A 16,469-nucleotide genomic window follows, 5' to 3' on the forward strand; every position below is an offset into this window, starting at 1 on the left:
GAGACAGTTGTGCGGTGACATTCGAGATCCGTTTGGCTGTTCCGGAGGAGTACGACGCGGTCGGCGAGCTGACCGTCGAGGCGTACTCGCACGACGGTTTCGTCCGTGGTGACTACGCGATGACGCTGCGTGCCGCCGGCGACCGGGCCGCGAAGGCCGAGCTGTGGGTCGCGGCCGACGCGGCCGGCCTGCTGGGGACCGTGACGTACTGTCCCGTCGGCTCCGTCTACCGTGAGATCGGCCTCGCTGACGAGGGCGAGTTCCGGATGCTCGGCGTGGCCGGCCGCGCCCGCGGGCTCGGCATCGGTACCGCGCTCACCGAGCGCTGCATCGAGCGCACCCGCGAGCTCGGCCACCGTCGCATCGTGATGAGCAGTGCCGTGTACATGACCGCGGCGCACCGTATCTACGAGCGGCTCGGCTTCATCCGGCTCCCCGAACGCGATTGGAGCCCGGTCCCGGGCATCGACCTGTACGCCTTCGCGCTCGACCTATGACCGTCACGCTCACCCGCTCCGAGTGGTCGTCGTACGCCGAGGACCACGCGCGCCGCGTCGACGCGCTGCTGGCCGATCACCTTGCCCGGCGGCAGCGGCGCGAGGCGCATCCGGTCGAGGACTTCCTCTTCACCTATTACCCGACGCGTCCGAACCAGCTGCGCGTCTGGCATCCCGGTCCGGGCATCCGCCTGCTCGACGCGGCGTCGTACGAGGGTCGTCGCGGGTACGTCGTGGTGGACGGCGCCGCCACGCTGAACCCTGATGAGATCGCGCGCCGGGCGGACAGCATCGCGTGGATCCGCCGCCTGCTCGCCGCCACGCTGGACCGCCAGCCCCAGTTCGGGTGTTTCGGTCTGCACGAGTGGGCGATGGTGTACCGGACTCCCGAGGTACGGCACGCGTCCTGGCCGCTCCGGCTAGGTGCCGAGGGCACCGATCAGGTCGTCGAGTCACACAAGATCGGGTGCTCGCACTTCGACGCGTTCCGGTTCTTCACCGACTCCGCGCGTCCGCTGAACACACTGCAGCCGACCCGTGAGCTACAGCCCGCACTGGAGCAGGGCGGCTGCCTGCACGCGAACATGGACCTCTACAAGTGGGCGTGCAAGCTGATGCCGTTCACCCCGAGCGCCCTGGTCCTGTCCTGCTTCGAACTGGCCCGCGACATCCGCACCCTCGACATGCGCGCCTCGCCGTACGACCTCCAGGCCCTCGGCTACTCCCCCGTCCGCATCGAAACCCCCGATGGCAAAGCCGAGTACACCGCCGCCCAACGCACTTTCGCCGAGCGCGCCCGTCCGCTCCGCCGGCGGCTGGTGGACCTCTGCGACGAGTTGCTCCGCTAACCTCGCTGCATGGGAAAGATCGTCGCTGTCGCGTTGGCTGTTCTGCTTGTTGCGGTGGGCGGCGTGTGGACGTTGCAGGGGCTTGGGTATCTCGAGGGGAGTTCGATGACCGGCAGTACGTTGTGGGCGACTGTCGGGCCGATCGTCGCGGCCTTCGGGGTGGCGCTCGGGTACGTCGCGATTCGGGGGCCGCGGAAGCGTCAGTAGCGGTGGGGCGGGTCGTCGCCGGTGGTGCGGTGGACGGTGACCGCCGTACTGCCGGGAGCCGCCGGGGTGGGGACGACGGTGTAGAGGGTGCGTCCGTCGGGGAAGGCGAACTGCTGAGCCACGCCTGACGCGTTCGTCGCGGTGTTGCGCGCTGACAGTCCCTCGACGGTCGGCTGCTTGGTGAGGTAGCCGAGCACCGCGCCCAGGTTGTCGTGGGTGCCGTAGATGTAGGTGTCGTTGGTACCGGCGGCCGGCGCGAGGCCGACGGCGACGATCGTGTCCTCCTTGCGTCCACCGGTCAAGGACGAACTGTCGCCCGGCATGCTCGCGAATTCGTAGCCGTCCTCGGTCGCGAAGACGTAGAGGCTGCGATGCCGGAGCATCCCGGCGGCGTCGTAGTACGTACGGTCGTCGAGCAGGATCGGGTCGCTGACCGGCGGATTCGCCTTGACCTGCGCGGCCTTCGGGTCGAGCGGCAGCGGCTCCGGCGTGTGCCGGCCGAGCGCGACCGGACTCGGCGACGGGCGTCCCGCCGGGCCCGAGCACACGGTCCGCCGCCCGACGAGCCAGCCGGTGGCGGTCCGGGTCAGCTCGGTGCGCGCGATCCGGCGACCAGAGGCGTCGCCGTAGTCCAGCGTTCCGGTCGTCGCGGTGAACGAGAACTGGTACTGCGGGACGCCGTACGCCACAGCCTCCGCAGGCGCGGTCGAGGGATCGAGGACAGCGCGGACCGGTCGGCCGGTCACCGAGTTTGTGCCCGGCTCGATCGTTCGTTGGTACCGGCAGGCCCAGCCGCCGATCACCGCCTGCCGCGGGCCCTGCTGGGTCGGGCTGACGTCCGGTGTGGTCACCGGTCCGGACGTGCGGTTGCCGTCAGCAAGGAGGGCGGCGGTGACGACGAGGACGAGGGCCACCGCGGCGGCGGCCAGATACGGAGCCAGTCTCCGGCGGCTTCGCGCACCGGTACCGGTTCGCTCTTGGACCTGTTCCCACAGTTGGTCGAGATCGACGGTCTTCGCCGCGGCGGCCCGGTCGAGCTCCCTGGTCAGGCGGCGTTCGGTGTCGTTCATCGGTGATCCTCGAGTTCGGCCGCGAGCCTCGCCAGACCGCGGCTGACCAATGACTTGACCGTGCCGACGCGGACCTGCATGACGTCGGCGATCTCCGCCAGCGGCAGGTCGAGCCAGTACCGCAGTACCAGGGCTTCGCGCTGGCGAGGCGCGAGCCGATCCAGCGCGTGCAGCATGCTGCGGACGGACTCGGTCAGAACGACGTGCTCGTCGGCCGGCGCCGCGGTGACTCCGTGCAGGATCCTGCGGTCGGCGAGCAGTTTCCGGCGCCCGCGCGTCCGGACCTCGTTGACGACGATCCGGTTCAGGTACGCCGTCGGGTTGGCGAGGGTACGTCGCTGCCGCGCGTCGTACAGCCGGCAGAACGCCTCCTGGACCACGTCCTCGGGGTCCTCGGCGCCGAGCAGATGGGCCAACCGCACCAGCCGGCCGGCCTCCGCGCGGAACAGCGCCTCGAACGCCGCCCTCGCCGTACCGCTGCCCGCCATCGCGTCTCCCACGATCGGCCCCATACCTGATAGACGATCGTAGAGACGAAAGGTTGAGCCACGTCGATTCAGCGGCGTTCGGCCTTGAGCGCGAAGAGCAGCGGGATGCGCGGGGACTCGTCCGGAAGCCGCCACCAGCCGTTCGCGGTCTGCCGCATGTGCGGCCAGCGTGGCCACGGCAGTACTTCGGATTCGCGCAGGCTGCTGATCCGGAAACCGGCGGCGGCCAGCAGGGTGACGATCTCGCCGAGGCCGTGCCGCCATTCGTAGCTGGTCTGCCGGCCCGGGACCTCGTCGCCGGTGTAGGTGACCGTGGAGTCGTGCGCGATCGGACCGCGCCCCTCCAGGTAGTCGGCCCGCAGGACCAACTCGTCGGACTCGCCCGGGAGCGACACCTCGCGGAGAGAGTTGAGCAACGGGTGGAACTCGACGATGTACAGCAGGCCACCCGGCTTCAGCAGCTCGCGGACGACGTCGGCCCATTGCTTCAGATCAGGCAGATAGCAGAGCGCACCCTTGCCGGTGTAGACGATGTCGAAGTGTCGGCCCTCGACCGCGGCCACGGCGTCGTACACGTTGGCGTGCAGGTACTCGACTGCGACGCCGGCCCCGGCCGCGATCTCCCGGGCGGCCTCGAGCGACTTCTCCGACAGGTCGAGACCACTGGTGCGCGCGCCCCGGCGAGCGAACTCGATCGTCTCGGTGCCCAGATGGCACTGCAGGTGCAGTACGTCGCGTCCGTCCAGCGGGCCGAGGTCGGTCCACTCGTAGTCGGCGAACCAGAACTCGACCGGCCGATCGTAGAAGTCGCTCGCCGCGTGCAGAGGTGCGCGGGCGTTCCAGTCGGCTCGGTTGGCGGCCACCATCTGCTGCGTCTGCGCGTCCAGGCTCACGGTCAGCAGTCTGCCGATCCGGAGGGCCACCTAAAGTTATGCAGCCGACACTCTTGTTCAAGGTTTCCGGATAAGCTTGAATAAGAGTATGGCACGGGTCGAGTTGCATCGTTGGCCTGGGCACCCCGACGGCTTCACCCGGGCGGAGCGCCTGGGCGGTCCGTACGAGCTCTACCTCCCGGACCCGCTGGGCGGGCGCGAGTTCGACCTGAGTGACGATGTACTGGCGGCACTCGAAGATGCAGCGGGTGATCTGGCGCGCCTCGACGCCACCGCCGCTGTCTTGACCAACAGCGAAGCGCTGGCACGGTTACTGCTGCGAGCGGAGGCCGTCGGGTCCTCGCACATCGAAGGTCTCGTCGTCGGCGCCCGCCGACTGCTGAAGGCCGACGTGCTGCGGGACCGTGTCCACGACGTGACGGCCGAGGAGGTGCTCGGCGCGGTCGACGCGATGACCTGGGTGACCGAGTCCGTGCAGGCCGGCGACAAACTCGAGGTCGACCATCTCCTCCAGGCGCATCGACTACTGATGGCACAGTCGCCGAACCCGGAGTACGGCGGCGAAATCCGCTACCTGCAGAACTGGATCGGCGGGCGCTCCCCCGCCGAGGCGTACTACGTCCCGCCGCCGGCGCAGCTACTCCCCGAACTGCTCGCCGACCTGATGACCTTCGTCCGCGAGTCACCGCTGCCGGTGCTTGCCAAAACCGCGATCGCCCACGCCCAGTTCGAGACGATTCACCCGTTCGCCGACGGCAACGGCCGGACCGGACGCGCACTGATCCACATGATCCTGCGCGCCGACGGCCTGGTCACGCGCACCGTCCCGCCCGTCTCGCTCGCCCTGGCCACCCATGCGGTGGAGTACGTCGACGCGCTGACCGCGTTCCGGTACGTCGGACGCGCGACGACCGCGAAGGCCCGCGCGGCGGCGAACCCGTGGTTGCGGATGTTCGCGATGTCCTGCTCGCACGCGACGGCAGAGGCGGCGCGCTTCGAGGAGACCGCGGCGGACCTCAAGGATGCATGGCGGGAGCGGGCCGCTCCCGTGCGCGCCGGCTCGGCGGTCGAGCTCTTGATCGAGGCGCTGCCGGCCGCGCCGGTCCTGACGCTCGCGGCCGCGGCGCAGCTGATCGGCCGGTCACAGCAGGCCGCGAACCAGGCCCTCGCCCGGCTGGTCGAGGTCGGGGTCCTGCGCGAAATCACCGATGGGCGCCGCAACCGCGTCTACGAAGCGCCGGAACTGATCGACGCCTTCACCCTGCTGGAACGCCGCTTCGCCAGCCCAGCCGCGGACACCAGGATCGCGCCACCTAGCAGACCCGTCCCGTCGAAGCCAGGACCGACACGCTGAGCTGTTTGACTTTCCGGTGGCGATCGAGCAAGAATTCGAACACATGTTCGATCGTACACGGGAGTTGTGATGCCGGAGGCATTCGACTGGGACATCCTGCACCGGCCGTCGGCGATGGCGATGGTGCGCGGCCAGCTCGGCTTCAGCTGGATGGTGCTGTCCGGCCGGCTTGCCCAGTTGACCGACGCGCAGTACTTCTGGCAACCGAGCGGCGAGGCGCTGACGGTGGTCCGGCGGCACTACGCCGGTCGCTTCCGGGCGCACGGCTCCGGCGAGTGGGTCGCGCAGTGGCCGAATGAGCCCGACCATCGCGGACCGCGCACGATCGCGTGGCTGATCGCCCACTTGACCGAGTTGTTCTTCGAGCGTTGGGAGTGGACGTTCGGGGAGAGTCGCCAGGGGCGGGACGACATCACGCTGCACGGTAACGCGCGGGATGCGGTGGCCTGGCTGACCTACTGGGTCGAGGCCTGGCAGCAAGCGATCGCCGACCTGGACGAGGAGGCGGCGATGACCGTCGGCCTGAGCCAGGCGAACGAGCTGGACGCCTCCGAGCCTTTCGGGCACGTCGTTCTGCGCCTCAACCGCGAGCTGATCCATCACGGCTCCGAGATCATGACCCTGCAGGACCTCTACGCGGCGGCAGCGTGAGAGGACCACAAGATGTGCGACACGCGGCGTGGCGCTACCACAAGATCTAGATCGCTCCACTTAGCATCACTACTGCTGGTGGTTCGAGGCGATCGGCATCACAAGATGTTGACCATCCCGACGCAAGAGGGGAATCCGGTGCGAGTCCGGAGCTGCCCCGCAACGGTGAGCTGGCGCGCTGTCGCGCGTCCGCGAGTCCGGATACCTGCCACCAGTGCGTGCACCGCCGGTGCACGCGGTCCGAGATCTCGCGGGTGGATCGCAGGACGTGACGGCAGTGTTCCCGGCCGGTGCTGCCTGTCCCGTCATGCGTCCGCCCGCGCGGTCCCGGCTCTCCGATCACTTCTGGAGCGCACACCTGTGACTCTTGCTTCCTCATCAACCGTGGCAGTTCCCGAGCTCCACCCAGAGCTCACCGTCATCCGCCGGGACGGCAGCCGTGCGCCGTTCGACGCCACCAAGATCTCCGTCGCCATGACGAAGGCGTTCCTCGCCGTCGAGGGGCCTGAGGCCGGCGCCACCCACCGGGTCCGCGACCTGGTGTCCGAGCTGACCGGCCAGGTCGTGACGGCGCTGACCCGTCGCGGCGGCGCCCGCCCGAGCGTCCACGTCGAAGATGTCCAGGACCAGGTCGAGCTGGTGCTGATGCGCGCCGGCGAGCACCAGGTCGCCCGCGCCTACGTCCTGTATCGCGAGGAGCGCACGAAGGCGCGTACTCCTGACGACGCGGGCGCGATCACGTCACCCGCTCCGGCGTACACGGTCCGTGCGGCCGACGGCAGCCGAGCCCTCCTCGACGTCGAACGGCTGCGGGTGATCGTCGCCGAGGCGGCCGACGGGCTCGAGGCAGTCGATCCCGGGCGGATCCTCGACGAGACCCTCGCCTCCTGCTACGACGGCATGGCCGAGCACGAGGTCGAACTGGCGCTGGTGATGGCCGCCCGGGCGTACGTCGAGACCGAGCCGCAGTACAGCTTCGCCGCCGCGCGCCTGCTGCTGGACCAGATCCGCCGCGAGGCGCTCGGCCGCGTGCACGGCGAGCCGCGGCAGGCCGGCCAGGCCGACATGGCCTCGGCGTACGCCGACTACTTCCCGCGCTACATCCAGGTCGGCATCGAGGCCGGGCAGCTCGATCCGGAGCTCGCGCGTTTCGATCTCGATCGGCTGGCCGCGGCGATCACTCCCGATGCCGATCTGAACTTCACGTTCCTCGGTCTGCAGACGCTCTACGACCGGTACCTGCTGCATCTCGACAAGGTGCGGTACGAGTTGCCGCAGGCGTTCTTCCTCCGCGTCGCGATGGGTATGGCGCTGCGTGAGGACGATCGCGAGGCGCGGGCGATCGAGTTCTACGAGCTGCTCAGCTCGTTCCGCTTCATGTCCTCGACGCCCACCCTGTTCAACTCCGGCACCACGCGGCCGCAGTTGTCGTCGTGCTTCCTCACCACCGTCGACGACGACCTGTCCGCGATCTTCGCGGGCATCCGCAACAACGCTCTGCTCGCCAAGTACTCCGGCGGCCTCGGCAACGACTGGACTCCGGTCCGCGGCATCGGCGCCCACATCCGCGGCACCAACGGTGAGTCCCAAGGCGTCGTCCCCTTCCTCAAGATCGCCAACGACACCGCCGTCGCCGTGAATCAAGGAGGAAAACGGAAGGGCGCGGTGTGTGCGTACTTGGAGACGTGGCACATCGACGTCGAGGAGTTTCTCGACCTGCGGAAGAACACCGGCGATGAGCGGCGGCGTACGCATGACATGAACACGGCCAACTGGGTGCCGGACCTGTTCCTGCAGCGGGTCGAGGCCGGTGCCGACTGGACGTTGTTCTCGCCGGACGAGGTCCCGGACCTGCACGAGTTGTACGGGCCCGCGTTCGCCGAGGCGTATGTGCGGTACGAGGAGGCGGCCGACCGCGGCCAGATCCGGGTGTTCAAGCGGGTCAAGGCCGTGGAGCTGTGGCGGCGGATGCTGACCGTCCTGTTCGAGACCGGGCATCCGTGGATCACGTTCAAGGACGCCTGCAACCTGCGGTCGCCGCAGCAGCACGACGGCGTGGTCCACTCGTCGAACCTGTGCACCGAGATCACGCTCAACACGTCGATCGACGAAACCGCGGTGTGCAACCTCGGCTCGGTCAACCTGGTCGCGCATCTGACCGCGGACGGCCTCGACGCCGATCTCCTCCGCGACACGGTGCAGACCGCCGTACGGATGCTCGACAACGTCATCGACGTGAACTTCTACACCACCCCGGAAGCGGAGCGGTCGAACCTGCGCCACCGTCCGGTCGCGCTCGGGCTGATGGGCTTCGCGGACGCGTTGTTCACGTTGCGGATCCCGTACGCGTCGGACGCTGCGGTCGAGTTCGCGGACCGGTCGATGGAGCTGATCAGCTACCTGGCGATCGAGGCCTCGAGCGACCTCGCCGCCGAGCGCGGCAGCTACTCGTCGTACGACGGATCGCTGTGGAGCCGAGGGATTCTCCCGATCGACTCACTCGACCTGCTGGCCTCCGCGCGCGACGGCGACGTGCTCCTCGACCGCAGTACGACGCTGGACTGGGACGCGCTCCGAGCGAAGGTGCGCCGCGACGGCATGCGCAACTCGAACGTGATGGCGATCGCGCCGACCGCGACGATCTCCAACATCTGCGGCGTGAGTCAGTCGATCGAGCCGACGTACAGCAACCTGTTCGTGAAGTCCAACATGTCCGGCGAGTTCACCGTCGCGAACCCGCACCTGGTCGCCGACCTGAAGGCACGCGGGTTGTGGGACCAGGTGATGGTGTCCGACCTCAAGTACCACGACGGTGTGCTCGCGGGGATCGAGCGGATCCCGGCCGAGCTGCGCGAGCTGTACGCGACCGCGTTCGAGATCGATCCGCTGTGGCTGGTGAAGGCCGCGTCGCGACGGCAGAAGTGGATCGACCAGGCGCAGTCGCTGAACCTCTACCTGGCGAAACCGTCGGGGCGTGCGCTGGACGAGCTGTACCGGTCGGCTTGGCGCTATGGACTCAAGACGACTTATTACCTGCGTTCACAGTCAGCAACCCACGTCGAGAAGTCGACTCTGCGGGGCACCGACGGCCGGCTCAACGCCGTCCGCCCGACCTTGCCTTCGCCAGCGGCTCCCGAACCGGTCCTAGCTGAACCAGCCCTACCTGAACCAGCCCTACCTGAACCGACCGGCGCTGCGTGCGCGATCGACGACCCGGATTGCGAGGCCTGCCAGTGACCACGATCTCGATCGGAGCGGCCCGCGTCGAGGTCGCCGACAAGGCGATGATCAACGCGCGCGCGGACGTGAATCAGCTGCTGCCGCTCAAGTACACCTGGGCCTGGGAGAAATACCTTGCCGCCTGCAACAACCATTGGATGCCGACCGAGGTCTCGATGCAGGCCGACATCTCGTTGTGGAAGTCGCGCGACGGCCTGACCGACGACGAACGTCTGATGCTCAAGCGGAACCTGGGCTTCTTCGCCACCGCCGAATCCCTGGTCGCGAACAACATCGTCCTCGCCGTCTATCGTCAACTGAGCAACCCCGAGTGCCGCCAGTACCTGCTGCGCCAGGCTTTCGAGGAAGCGGTGCACACGCACACGTTCCAGTACATCTGTACGTCGCTGGGGCTCGACGAGGGCGAGCTGTTCAACATGTACCGCGAGGTGCCGTCGATCGCGGACAAGGATGCGTGGGCGCTGAAGTACACGCAGCACCTGGAGGATCCGGAGTTCCGGACCGGGACCCCCGCGGCGGACACCGCGTTCCTGCGCGATCTGATCGCGTTCTACGTGGTGTTCGAGGGGATGTGGTTCTACACCGGGTTCGCGCAGATCCTGTCGCTCGGCCGGCGCAACAAGATGGTCGGCATCGCGGAGCAGTACCAGTACATCCTCCGCGACGAGTCGATCCACCTGAACTTCGGCATCGACTGCATCAACCAGATCAAGCAGGAGAACCCGCACCTGTGGACACCGCAGTTCCAGGCCGAGGTCCGCCGGATGCTCACCGAGGCGTGCGAACTTGAGGTCGCCTACGGCCGCGCCACCCTCCCCCACGGCATGCTCGGCCTGACCGCGGACCTCTGCGAGCAGTACATGCACTTCATCACCGACCGCCGCGCCGAACAGATCGGCCTCCCGCCGATCTACCACGAGACCCGTAACCCCTTCACCTGGATGTCCGAACTCATGGATCTGAAGAAGGAAAAGAACTTCTTCGAAACCCGAGTCATCGAGTACCAGACCTCCTCCGGCCTCACCTGGGACTGACCCCACCGGAAGGCCCGCCACCCGGCGTGCCTTCCATTCCACTCACCCGAGCCCTGGGCCGGGCAACCACGAACGGGACGGCCCGCGGAGCAACTCGCCGCCCCGCGGGCCGTCCCCGAGCCACACGGAATGCTGACGGGCGCACCCACGCTCGAACGCCGGCGCTTGAACGCCCCGGCGGCGCATACACCCACGCGGCCGCCGACGCCCGCGTATCCGCACGCCAGCGCCAACGAACGCAACCCCCGCACGCCAAACGTCGACGCATGCAACGCCGAGTCGTGGCGAATGGCTCCCCGCCACCACCGAGTCGTGGATTCTGGTCGTCGGCCCCAGCCATTTCTCACGACTCGACGGGCGGACGAGAGCGACAGGCGAGGTTGGGTGGTCAGGAAAGGAGGGCGAGGAGGACGTCGGTGGTGGTAGCGGTTCACTGGGCAGTGCGGCGACGGCGTTCTGCAGGTCGATGGCGACCAAAGCGGACTTCGGGTCGAGGTCGGTAGCGGGCATCTGACCCTGCGGTACGCCGGCCACGACGCCGAGCGTCGCGAGGATTCAGATCGGTGTGTCACCGCCGACCACCAGCTGGCCCACGGCGGCCGCCACAAGAAAGAGGCTACCGGCAACGAGTTTGCCGCGAACGGCCGACCGCCGCCCGGTGATCGCGGTGACCGCCGCCGCCAGCGACTCGCACCCCCGCCATAGATCATCAGTCCAAACTGTTCAGTTTCACCTGCCCAATCGCCGCCGGAGCGTCGGCAGCAGGTCGAGGGCGTTCTCCCGGTTGATCCGTCGCCGCAGCCGGCCGTCAACGGCCGGGTCGCGGTCGAACGCACCGACCAGGTCACGAACCTCGTCGTCGGTGCGGGCCGGCCAGTCGGTGCCGAGGAGGAGGTGGCTAGGGTCGGCGACCGCGGCGAGCGTGCGGATCGAGTTCGGCGAGGTGGGCAGTGCGGTGTCGAAGTAGAAGCGGCGCATCGCCCGGTCGAAAGCCTCCGGGTCCGGGCCCCAGCCCTCCGCCCCGGCGCTGCGGATCCGGTTCGCGGCGTACGGCAGAAACCCGCCACCGTGCGACAGGATGATCTTCACGTTCCGGTACCGGTCAAGGGTGCCGCTCGCGATCAGGTTGAGCGCCATCGTGCTGGTCTCGTAGAGAAAGTCGAGCACAGCCGTGTCCACCCCGGCCGGGCTTCCCGGATCCCCCGGCAGACCTTGCGGATGTGTGAACACGACCGCCTTGCGCCGATCGAGTTCCCGGAACAGCGGCTCGAAGTCCGGGTGGCCCAAGTAGTTGCCTCGGGCATGCGTCATCAGGATCACCCCGTCCGCGCCGAGTTCGTCGAGCGCGTACTTCGCCTGGTCGACGGCGAGTGCGGGATGCTCGAGCGCGACCGTGGCGAAGAACCCGAAGCGCCGCGGAAACCGGCGGACGAGCCTCGCGGCCTCCTCGTTGAGCAGCTTCACCCCGGTCCGCGCGACTTCCTCGGACCGAAACACGAAGGCCGGGACCGGATACGACGCGACGCCGACGGCGATCCCGTTCGCATCCATCACCCCGAACGCGCGCTCGAGGTCGTACGTCGCCCACGCCGGCGGATCGTCCGGGTCGACCACGCCGGCCAGCACGGCCCAGTCGTACACGCCCTTGGTGAGGAAGTGGAAGTGGGTATCGATGCGTCCCGCCCGCGGGCCGGATGCCGCAGAGCTGCTGCGTTCGGTCGAGGCGACCGCGGAGCTGGTCCCGGCAACGGTGGTGGCAACGGTGGTGGCGGCCGCGGCGAGTCCGGCGTACTGGAGTGCCTGGCGTCTGCTGATTGCTGATCTGGTCATGCCCATGACGCTAGGAACAGCGGCCCGCCTCGCACATCGGCCGGACGATTGCATCGAAAGGATGAAGCCCTCGCCCGAGCGCCCCTCCTAAACTCGAGAACATGCGGCAGGTCGGGACCGGATGGCGAGCGCCGACCGTCCTCGTGGACGGGGCGCTGGCTGCGCTCTGCCTCGCCGCGACGATCTGGCCGGGACTGCAGTCCGGCCTGTTCGACGGCTACCTCCCCTGGTTCGAGTGGCGGGCGCCGGCAGCGCTCGAAGTGGGCGTCGGCGTCCTGACCGCGGCAACCGTCTTCGTCCGGCGGCGCCGACCGCTGCTCCTGTCCCTCGGCGCTTTGGTCTCCTGGGGGTTCGCTTCAGCCTGGCCGGCGTTGCTGATCGCGCAGTACGGCGTCGGCGCGTACGTCGGCGCGACGCGGTGGTCGGCGTGGATTCGCGGCGGCGTGACCGCGGTAACGGTGGCCGATGTGGCCTGGCCGTTGTGGCGGGAGGCCGGCCCGGACGGGAGCATGCCGGTGAGTGTTGTGCTGTGCGTGCTGCCGATGATGCTCGGCCTGTACCTCGTGTCGCATCGCCAGGTCGTCGCCAACCTCCAGGAGCAGGCGCGCACCGAAGAACGCGCCCAGATCGCCCGCGATCTGCACGACGTGGTCACCCATCGCGTCTCGCTGATGGTTCTGCACGCCACCGCACTCGAGGCCGATGGCAAGGATCCGGCCGGTACGGCGCGACGCATCCAGGAGATCGGCCGGACGGCGCTCGGCGAGCTGCGGACGGTCGTCGGCGTACTGCGTGACGGCACCGACGTACCGCTGCGCCCGCAACCGGGACTCGCGGATCTCGACGAACTGGTCGAGACGTCCCGCGAATTGGGGCTCGACGTCGGGTTGACAGTGGACAGGACGATCAGCGCGTCGTCCATGGTCGAGCAGGCGATCTACCGCGTCGTCCAGGAGGCGCTGACCAACGTCCACAAACACGCTCCCGGTGCCCGGGCGAACGTCGAGGTCAGTCGGGACGGCGACGGCGTCCGGCTCGTGGTCCGCAACCGCGGCGGGACCGGGATCTCCGAACGCCGGGCCGGCCACGGTCTGCTCGGCATCGCGGAACGCGTGCGTCTGGTCGGCGGCGCCCTCCACACCACCGCCTTCGCGGACGGCTTCGAACTCGTCGTATCGTTGCCCGGAGCCACCTCATGATCCGCGTCCTGGTGGTCGACGACGAGTGGATGGTCCGGTCGATGCTGCGGCGGATCCTCGATGCCCAGGACGACATCGAGGTCGTCGGCGAGGCCGAGGACGGGCGGCAGGCCGTCGACGAGGTCCGCCTGCACCGCCCGGACGTCGTCCTGCTCGACATCAGGATGCCGCGCGTCGACGGCCTCGCCGCGACCGCGGAACTGAATCGGTTGCCGCAGGCACCGAAGGTGGTCGTGCTGACGACGTTCGACCTCGACGAGTACGTGGAGACCGCGCTGCGTTACGGTGCGGTCGGATTTCTGCTCAAGGACGCCACCGCGGACCAGATGGTGCTCGCGGTGCGCAGCGCGGCCGCCGGAGACGCGATGCTTTCACCACAGGTGACGAGGCGCCTGCTGCGCCGGTTCACAGGGGCGGCGGATCCGCGGCACGAGGACGCCGTACGGCGGCTCGCGGTGCTGACCGCGAAGGAACGGGAGGTGCTCGCGGCGGTCGGTGCAGGCCTCGCCAACAGCGACATCGCCGAACGGCTGTACCTCAGCGAGGCGACCGTGAAGAGCCACGTCAGCCGGATCCTCGCGAAACTGCAGCTCACCAACCGAGTCCAGGCCGCGATCCTCGCCCACCACGCCGGCCTCAACTGACCGCGCGGCCTCAGTCGACCGGCTCAGTCGACCGCCTCAGTCGGACCGCCTCAGTCGGCCAGCTCGGTCGACCGGGTCAGTCGACCGGGTCAGTCGACCGTGACCTCGAGGACGCCGATCACCTTGGCGAGCCGCGCGGCGACCCGGCCGGCGTCGAAACCGTTGCCTTCGACGACAACCCGCAGTTCGCCGGCGTCCAGCGACAGCGCGAGCTCGCGGACGTCGTACGGATTCAGCAGGACGGCGATCCGCGCCAGCATGCCCTCGACCTCGACCACCCGCGCCGTGAACACCGTGACGGTGCGCTCGACCGCCAGCAGGCTCATCGCACGACCTCCTTGTGGCGCAGCAGACCGAACGTCACGCCGTCGACCAGCGCCTCCCACGACGCCTCGACGATGTTGTGCCCGACGCCGACCGTGACCCAGGATCCTTCGCCGTCCGAGGTTTGGATCAGGACTCTGATCACCGCGTCGGTGCCGTGCCCCTGGTCGAGGATGCGGACCTTGTAGTCGACCAGCTCGAACGACTTCACCACCGGGTACGCCCGCTCGATCGCGGCCCGCAGCGCGTGGTCGAGCGCGTTGACCGGGCCGTTGCCCTCGCCGGTGACGATCTCCCGCTCGCCGCCGGCGACCAGTTTCACGGTCGACTCCGAGACCGCCTCGCCGTCGGCGCGCGACTCGGTGATCACTCGCCACGATTCGACGTCGAAGAAGCTCGGCCGCTTGCCGTCGACCTCTTCGGTGAGCAGCAGCGAGAACGACGCGTCGGCCGCCTCGAACGTGTACCCGCGGGCCTCGAGTTCCTTCACCCGGTCGGCCACGCGGGTCACCAGCTCGCGGTCGTTGCCGAGGTCGAATCCGAGCTCGCGGCCCTTCAGCTCGACGCTCGCCCGGCCGGCCATCTCCGAGACCAGCATCCGCATGTCGTTGCCGACCTTCGCCGGATCCGTGTGCTGATAGAGGTCCGGGTCGACCTTGATCGCGCTGGCGTGCAGGCCGGCCTTGTGCGCGAACGCGGACAGCCCGACGTACGGCTGCCGCGTGGACGGCGGGACGTTCGTCACCTCGGCGATCGCGTGCGCGATCCGGAACGAGTCCGCGAGGTTGCCCGGCGGCAGCAGGTGCATGTCGCGCTTGAGCTCGAGGTTCGCGACGACGGCCAGCAGATCGGCGTTGCCCGTGCGTTCGCCGTACCCGTTGATGGTGCCCTGGACGTGCGTGGCGCCGGCCTCGACCGCGGCGATCGAGTTCGCCACCGCGCAGCCACCGTCGTTGTGGGCGTGGATGCCGAGCCGCGCGCCGGTCGTCTCGAGGACGTCGTGGACGATGTCCTGCAGCTCGCGTGGCAGCGTGCCGCCGTTGGTGTCGCACAACGCGATCACGTCGGCGCCCGCCTCCGCCGCCACGCGGACCACCTCGAGCGCATAGGCACGGTTCGTGCGGTAGCCGTCGAAGAAGTGCTCGGTGTCGAGGAATACCCGGCGGCCCTGCGCACGCAGGTGGCGCACGGTGTCGGCCACCATCCGGAGGTTCTCGTCGAGGGTCGTGCGCAGCGCCCGCTCGACGTGCGCGTCGTGGCTCTTGGCAACCAGCGTGATCACGTCGGCGCCGGACTCACGCAGCGCGGCGACCTGCGGGTCGTCCGCGGCCGCGGCCCCCGGCTTGCAGGTCGCGCCGAACGCCGCGAACGTCGCGTTCCGCAGGTGCAACTCGGTCTTCGCCCGCTCGAAGAACTCGGTGTCCTTCGGCACCGCCCCCGGCCAGCCGCCCTCGATGAATCCGACCCCCAGCTCGTCCAGGTGCTGCGCGATGGCGATCTTGTCGGCCACGGACAGCGCCAGACCCTCCTGCTGCGCCCCGTCGCGCAACGTCGTGTCGTAGACGTGGAACTCGTCCGAGATAGTCATGGGATCGGCCTTCCAGAGGGGGTGTCGGGCAAACAAAAAACCTCCCGCAAGGTGCGAGAGGTCTGCGCGCTCAGGTACTGCCTGCTGAGCGCGCCTAGCGAATAATCACCCGAAAGTGCTTCATGACGTTTCGCAGTCTGCCACACAAAGTCCGGACCGTGACGTCCCCGTCTCGCATCACGAACATTCAGTACTGCGCCCCGTACTGGAGTCCAGCCCCGCGCCAAGCACCCCCACCACCCCAACTCGCCACCCCACGCCCGAAACCACCCGCCCCGAATCCGCGCCCCGAAACCGGACCGAATCACCGCCCCGAACCACCCACCTCGAACCACCCCGCGCCGAACCACCCGCGCCGAATCCCCCACCCCGGATCGCCCGCGCGGATATCCGGCGCTTGTGACCGATCCGTGGGTGGGTCTGGGTGACCGAGTCAGCGCCCGGACTGGCCGACCGCGCGCGTCCCCGCCCGCCCGCGTCCCCGCACGGTGGGTTCACCCACGGTGTTGTGGGTTCCTGACCCGTGTGAAGGGTACGGAACCCACAACATCCGGATCCCCGGCTGGCGTACGGCCGTGCTGCTGTTCTCGTTCCTCGCCTTC

At 68.8% G+C, this 16,469-nt stretch carries 15 protein-coding genes and 1 riboswitch; of the genes, 9 read left to right on the forward strand and 6 right to left on the reverse strand.

The annotated features are described in order from the left end of the window. The first annotated feature begins 14 nt into the window (after window positions 1-14). Genes AB0B82_RS26520 through AB0B82_RS26530 form a run of 3 tightly spaced genes read left to right on the forward strand, consistent with a single transcriptional unit; the run spans window position 15 to window position 1,552 of the window. Complete coding sequence (locus AB0B82_RS26520; RefSeq protein ID WP_360173961.1) at window positions 15-497, forward strand: GNAT family N-acetyltransferase; 483 nt, start codon at window positions 15-17, stop codon at window positions 495-497. Then, complete coding sequence (locus tag AB0B82_RS26525) at window positions 494-1,345, forward strand: 3-methyladenine DNA glycosylase (RefSeq protein WP_360173964.1); 852 nt, start codon at window positions 494-496, stop codon at window positions 1,343-1,345. Before AB0B82_RS26520 ends, AB0B82_RS26525 begins: the two co-directional genes overlap by 4 nt. A 9-nt stretch (window positions 1,346-1,354) precedes the next feature. Continuing rightward, window positions 1,355-1,552 (forward strand): hypothetical protein, encoded by a 198-nt coding sequence (locus AB0B82_RS26530; RefSeq protein WP_360173967.1) that lies wholly within the window; start codon window positions 1,355-1,357, stop codon window positions 1,550-1,552. Here AB0B82_RS26530 and AB0B82_RS26535 read toward each other — a convergent pair. From AB0B82_RS26535 to AB0B82_RS26545, 3 genes are read right to left on the reverse strand one after another with little or no spacing between them, the layout of a single operon-like run. After that, complete coding sequence (locus tag AB0B82_RS26535; RefSeq protein WP_360173970.1) at window positions 1,546-2,622, reverse strand: hypothetical protein; 1,077 nt, start codon at window positions 2,620-2,622, stop codon at window positions 1,546-1,548. The genes AB0B82_RS26530 and AB0B82_RS26535 overlap by 7 nt on opposite strands. Continuing rightward, window positions 2,619-3,134: a sigma-70 family RNA polymerase sigma factor gene (locus AB0B82_RS26540; RefSeq protein WP_360173973.1), complete on the reverse strand. Its 516-nt coding sequence runs from the start codon at window positions 3,132-3,134 to the stop codon at window positions 2,619-2,621. The genes AB0B82_RS26535 and AB0B82_RS26540 overlap by 4 nt, the downstream gene beginning before the upstream one ends. A gap of 44 nt (window positions 3,135-3,178) precedes the next feature. After that, window positions 3,179-4,003: a class I SAM-dependent methyltransferase gene (locus tag AB0B82_RS26545; RefSeq protein WP_360173976.1), complete on the reverse strand. Its 825-nt coding sequence runs from the start codon at window positions 4,001-4,003 to the stop codon at window positions 3,179-3,181. Between the two features lie 88 nt (window positions 4,004-4,091). Here AB0B82_RS26545 and AB0B82_RS26550 point away from each other — a divergent pair, with 88 nt between their 5' ends. The 4 genes from AB0B82_RS26550 to AB0B82_RS26565 all read left to right on the forward strand — a co-directional run bounded on the left by AB0B82_RS26550 (window position 4,092) and on the right by AB0B82_RS26565 (window position 10,282). After that, window positions 4,092-5,357, forward strand: coding sequence for a Fic family protein (locus tag AB0B82_RS26550; RefSeq protein ID WP_360173979.1), 1,266 nt, complete (start codon window positions 4,092-4,094; stop codon window positions 5,355-5,357). 69 nt (window positions 5,358-5,426) lie between these two features. Continuing rightward, a complete protein-coding gene (locus tag AB0B82_RS26555) occupies window positions 5,427-6,008 on the forward strand; it encodes a DinB family protein (RefSeq protein ID WP_360173981.1) in 582 nt (193 codons plus the stop codon). A 62-nt stretch (window positions 6,009-6,070) separates the two neighbouring features. After that, a riboswitch (cobalamin riboswitch) is annotated at window positions 6,071-6,236 on the forward strand. A gap of 156 nt (window positions 6,237-6,392) precedes the next feature. Beyond that, window positions 6,393-9,245: a ribonucleoside-diphosphate reductase subunit alpha gene (locus AB0B82_RS26560; protein ID WP_360173984.1), complete on the forward strand. Its 2,853-nt coding sequence runs from the start codon at window positions 6,393-6,395 to the stop codon at window positions 9,243-9,245. After that, on the forward strand, window positions 9,206-10,282 hold the full coding sequence (locus tag AB0B82_RS26565; protein WP_360173986.1) for a ribonucleotide-diphosphate reductase subunit beta: 1,077 nt from the start codon (window positions 9,206-9,208) through the stop codon (window positions 10,280-10,282). The genes AB0B82_RS26560 and AB0B82_RS26565 overlap by 40 nt, the downstream gene beginning before the upstream one ends. Before the next feature lie 729 nt (window positions 10,283-11,011). On the opposite strand, the gene AB0B82_RS26570 is transcribed toward AB0B82_RS26565, so the two are convergent. Further along, a complete protein-coding gene (locus AB0B82_RS26570; protein ID WP_360173989.1) occupies window positions 11,012-12,112 on the reverse strand; it encodes an amidohydrolase family protein in 1,101 nt (366 codons plus the stop codon). A gap of 101 nt (window positions 12,113-12,213) precedes the next feature. On the opposite strand from AB0B82_RS26570, the gene AB0B82_RS26575 reads away from it, so the two are divergent. Together AB0B82_RS26575 and AB0B82_RS26580 are read left to right on the forward strand one after the other, a co-directional pair. Next, a complete protein-coding gene (locus AB0B82_RS26575; protein ID WP_360173992.1) occupies window positions 12,214-13,311 on the forward strand; it encodes a histidine kinase in 1,098 nt (365 codons plus the stop codon). Beyond that, window positions 13,308-13,955 carry a response regulator transcription factor gene (locus tag AB0B82_RS26580; protein ID WP_360173995.1) on the forward strand — a complete coding sequence of 216 codons (648 nt, stop codon included), beginning with the start codon at window positions 13,308-13,310 and terminating at the stop codon, window positions 13,953-13,955. The genes AB0B82_RS26575 and AB0B82_RS26580 overlap by 4 nt, the downstream gene beginning before the upstream one ends. Before the next feature lie 89 nt (window positions 13,956-14,044). On the opposite strand, the gene AB0B82_RS26585 is transcribed toward AB0B82_RS26580, so the two are convergent. Further along, window positions 14,045-14,281 (reverse strand): hypothetical protein, encoded by a 237-nt coding sequence (locus AB0B82_RS26585; protein WP_360173998.1) that lies wholly within the window; start codon window positions 14,279-14,281, stop codon window positions 14,045-14,047. Next, window positions 14,278-15,867 (reverse strand): citramalate synthase, encoded by a 1,590-nt coding sequence (cimA, locus tag AB0B82_RS26590; RefSeq protein ID WP_360174001.1) that lies wholly within the window; start codon window positions 15,865-15,867, stop codon window positions 14,278-14,280. The genes AB0B82_RS26585 and cimA overlap by 4 nt, the downstream gene beginning before the upstream one ends. Window positions 15,868-16,469 lie beyond the last annotated feature (602 nt).

This window comes from Kribbella sp. NPDC048915 (assembly GCF_040649595.1).
GTDB lineage: Bacteria > Actinomycetota > Actinomycetes > Propionibacteriales > Kribbellaceae > Kribbella.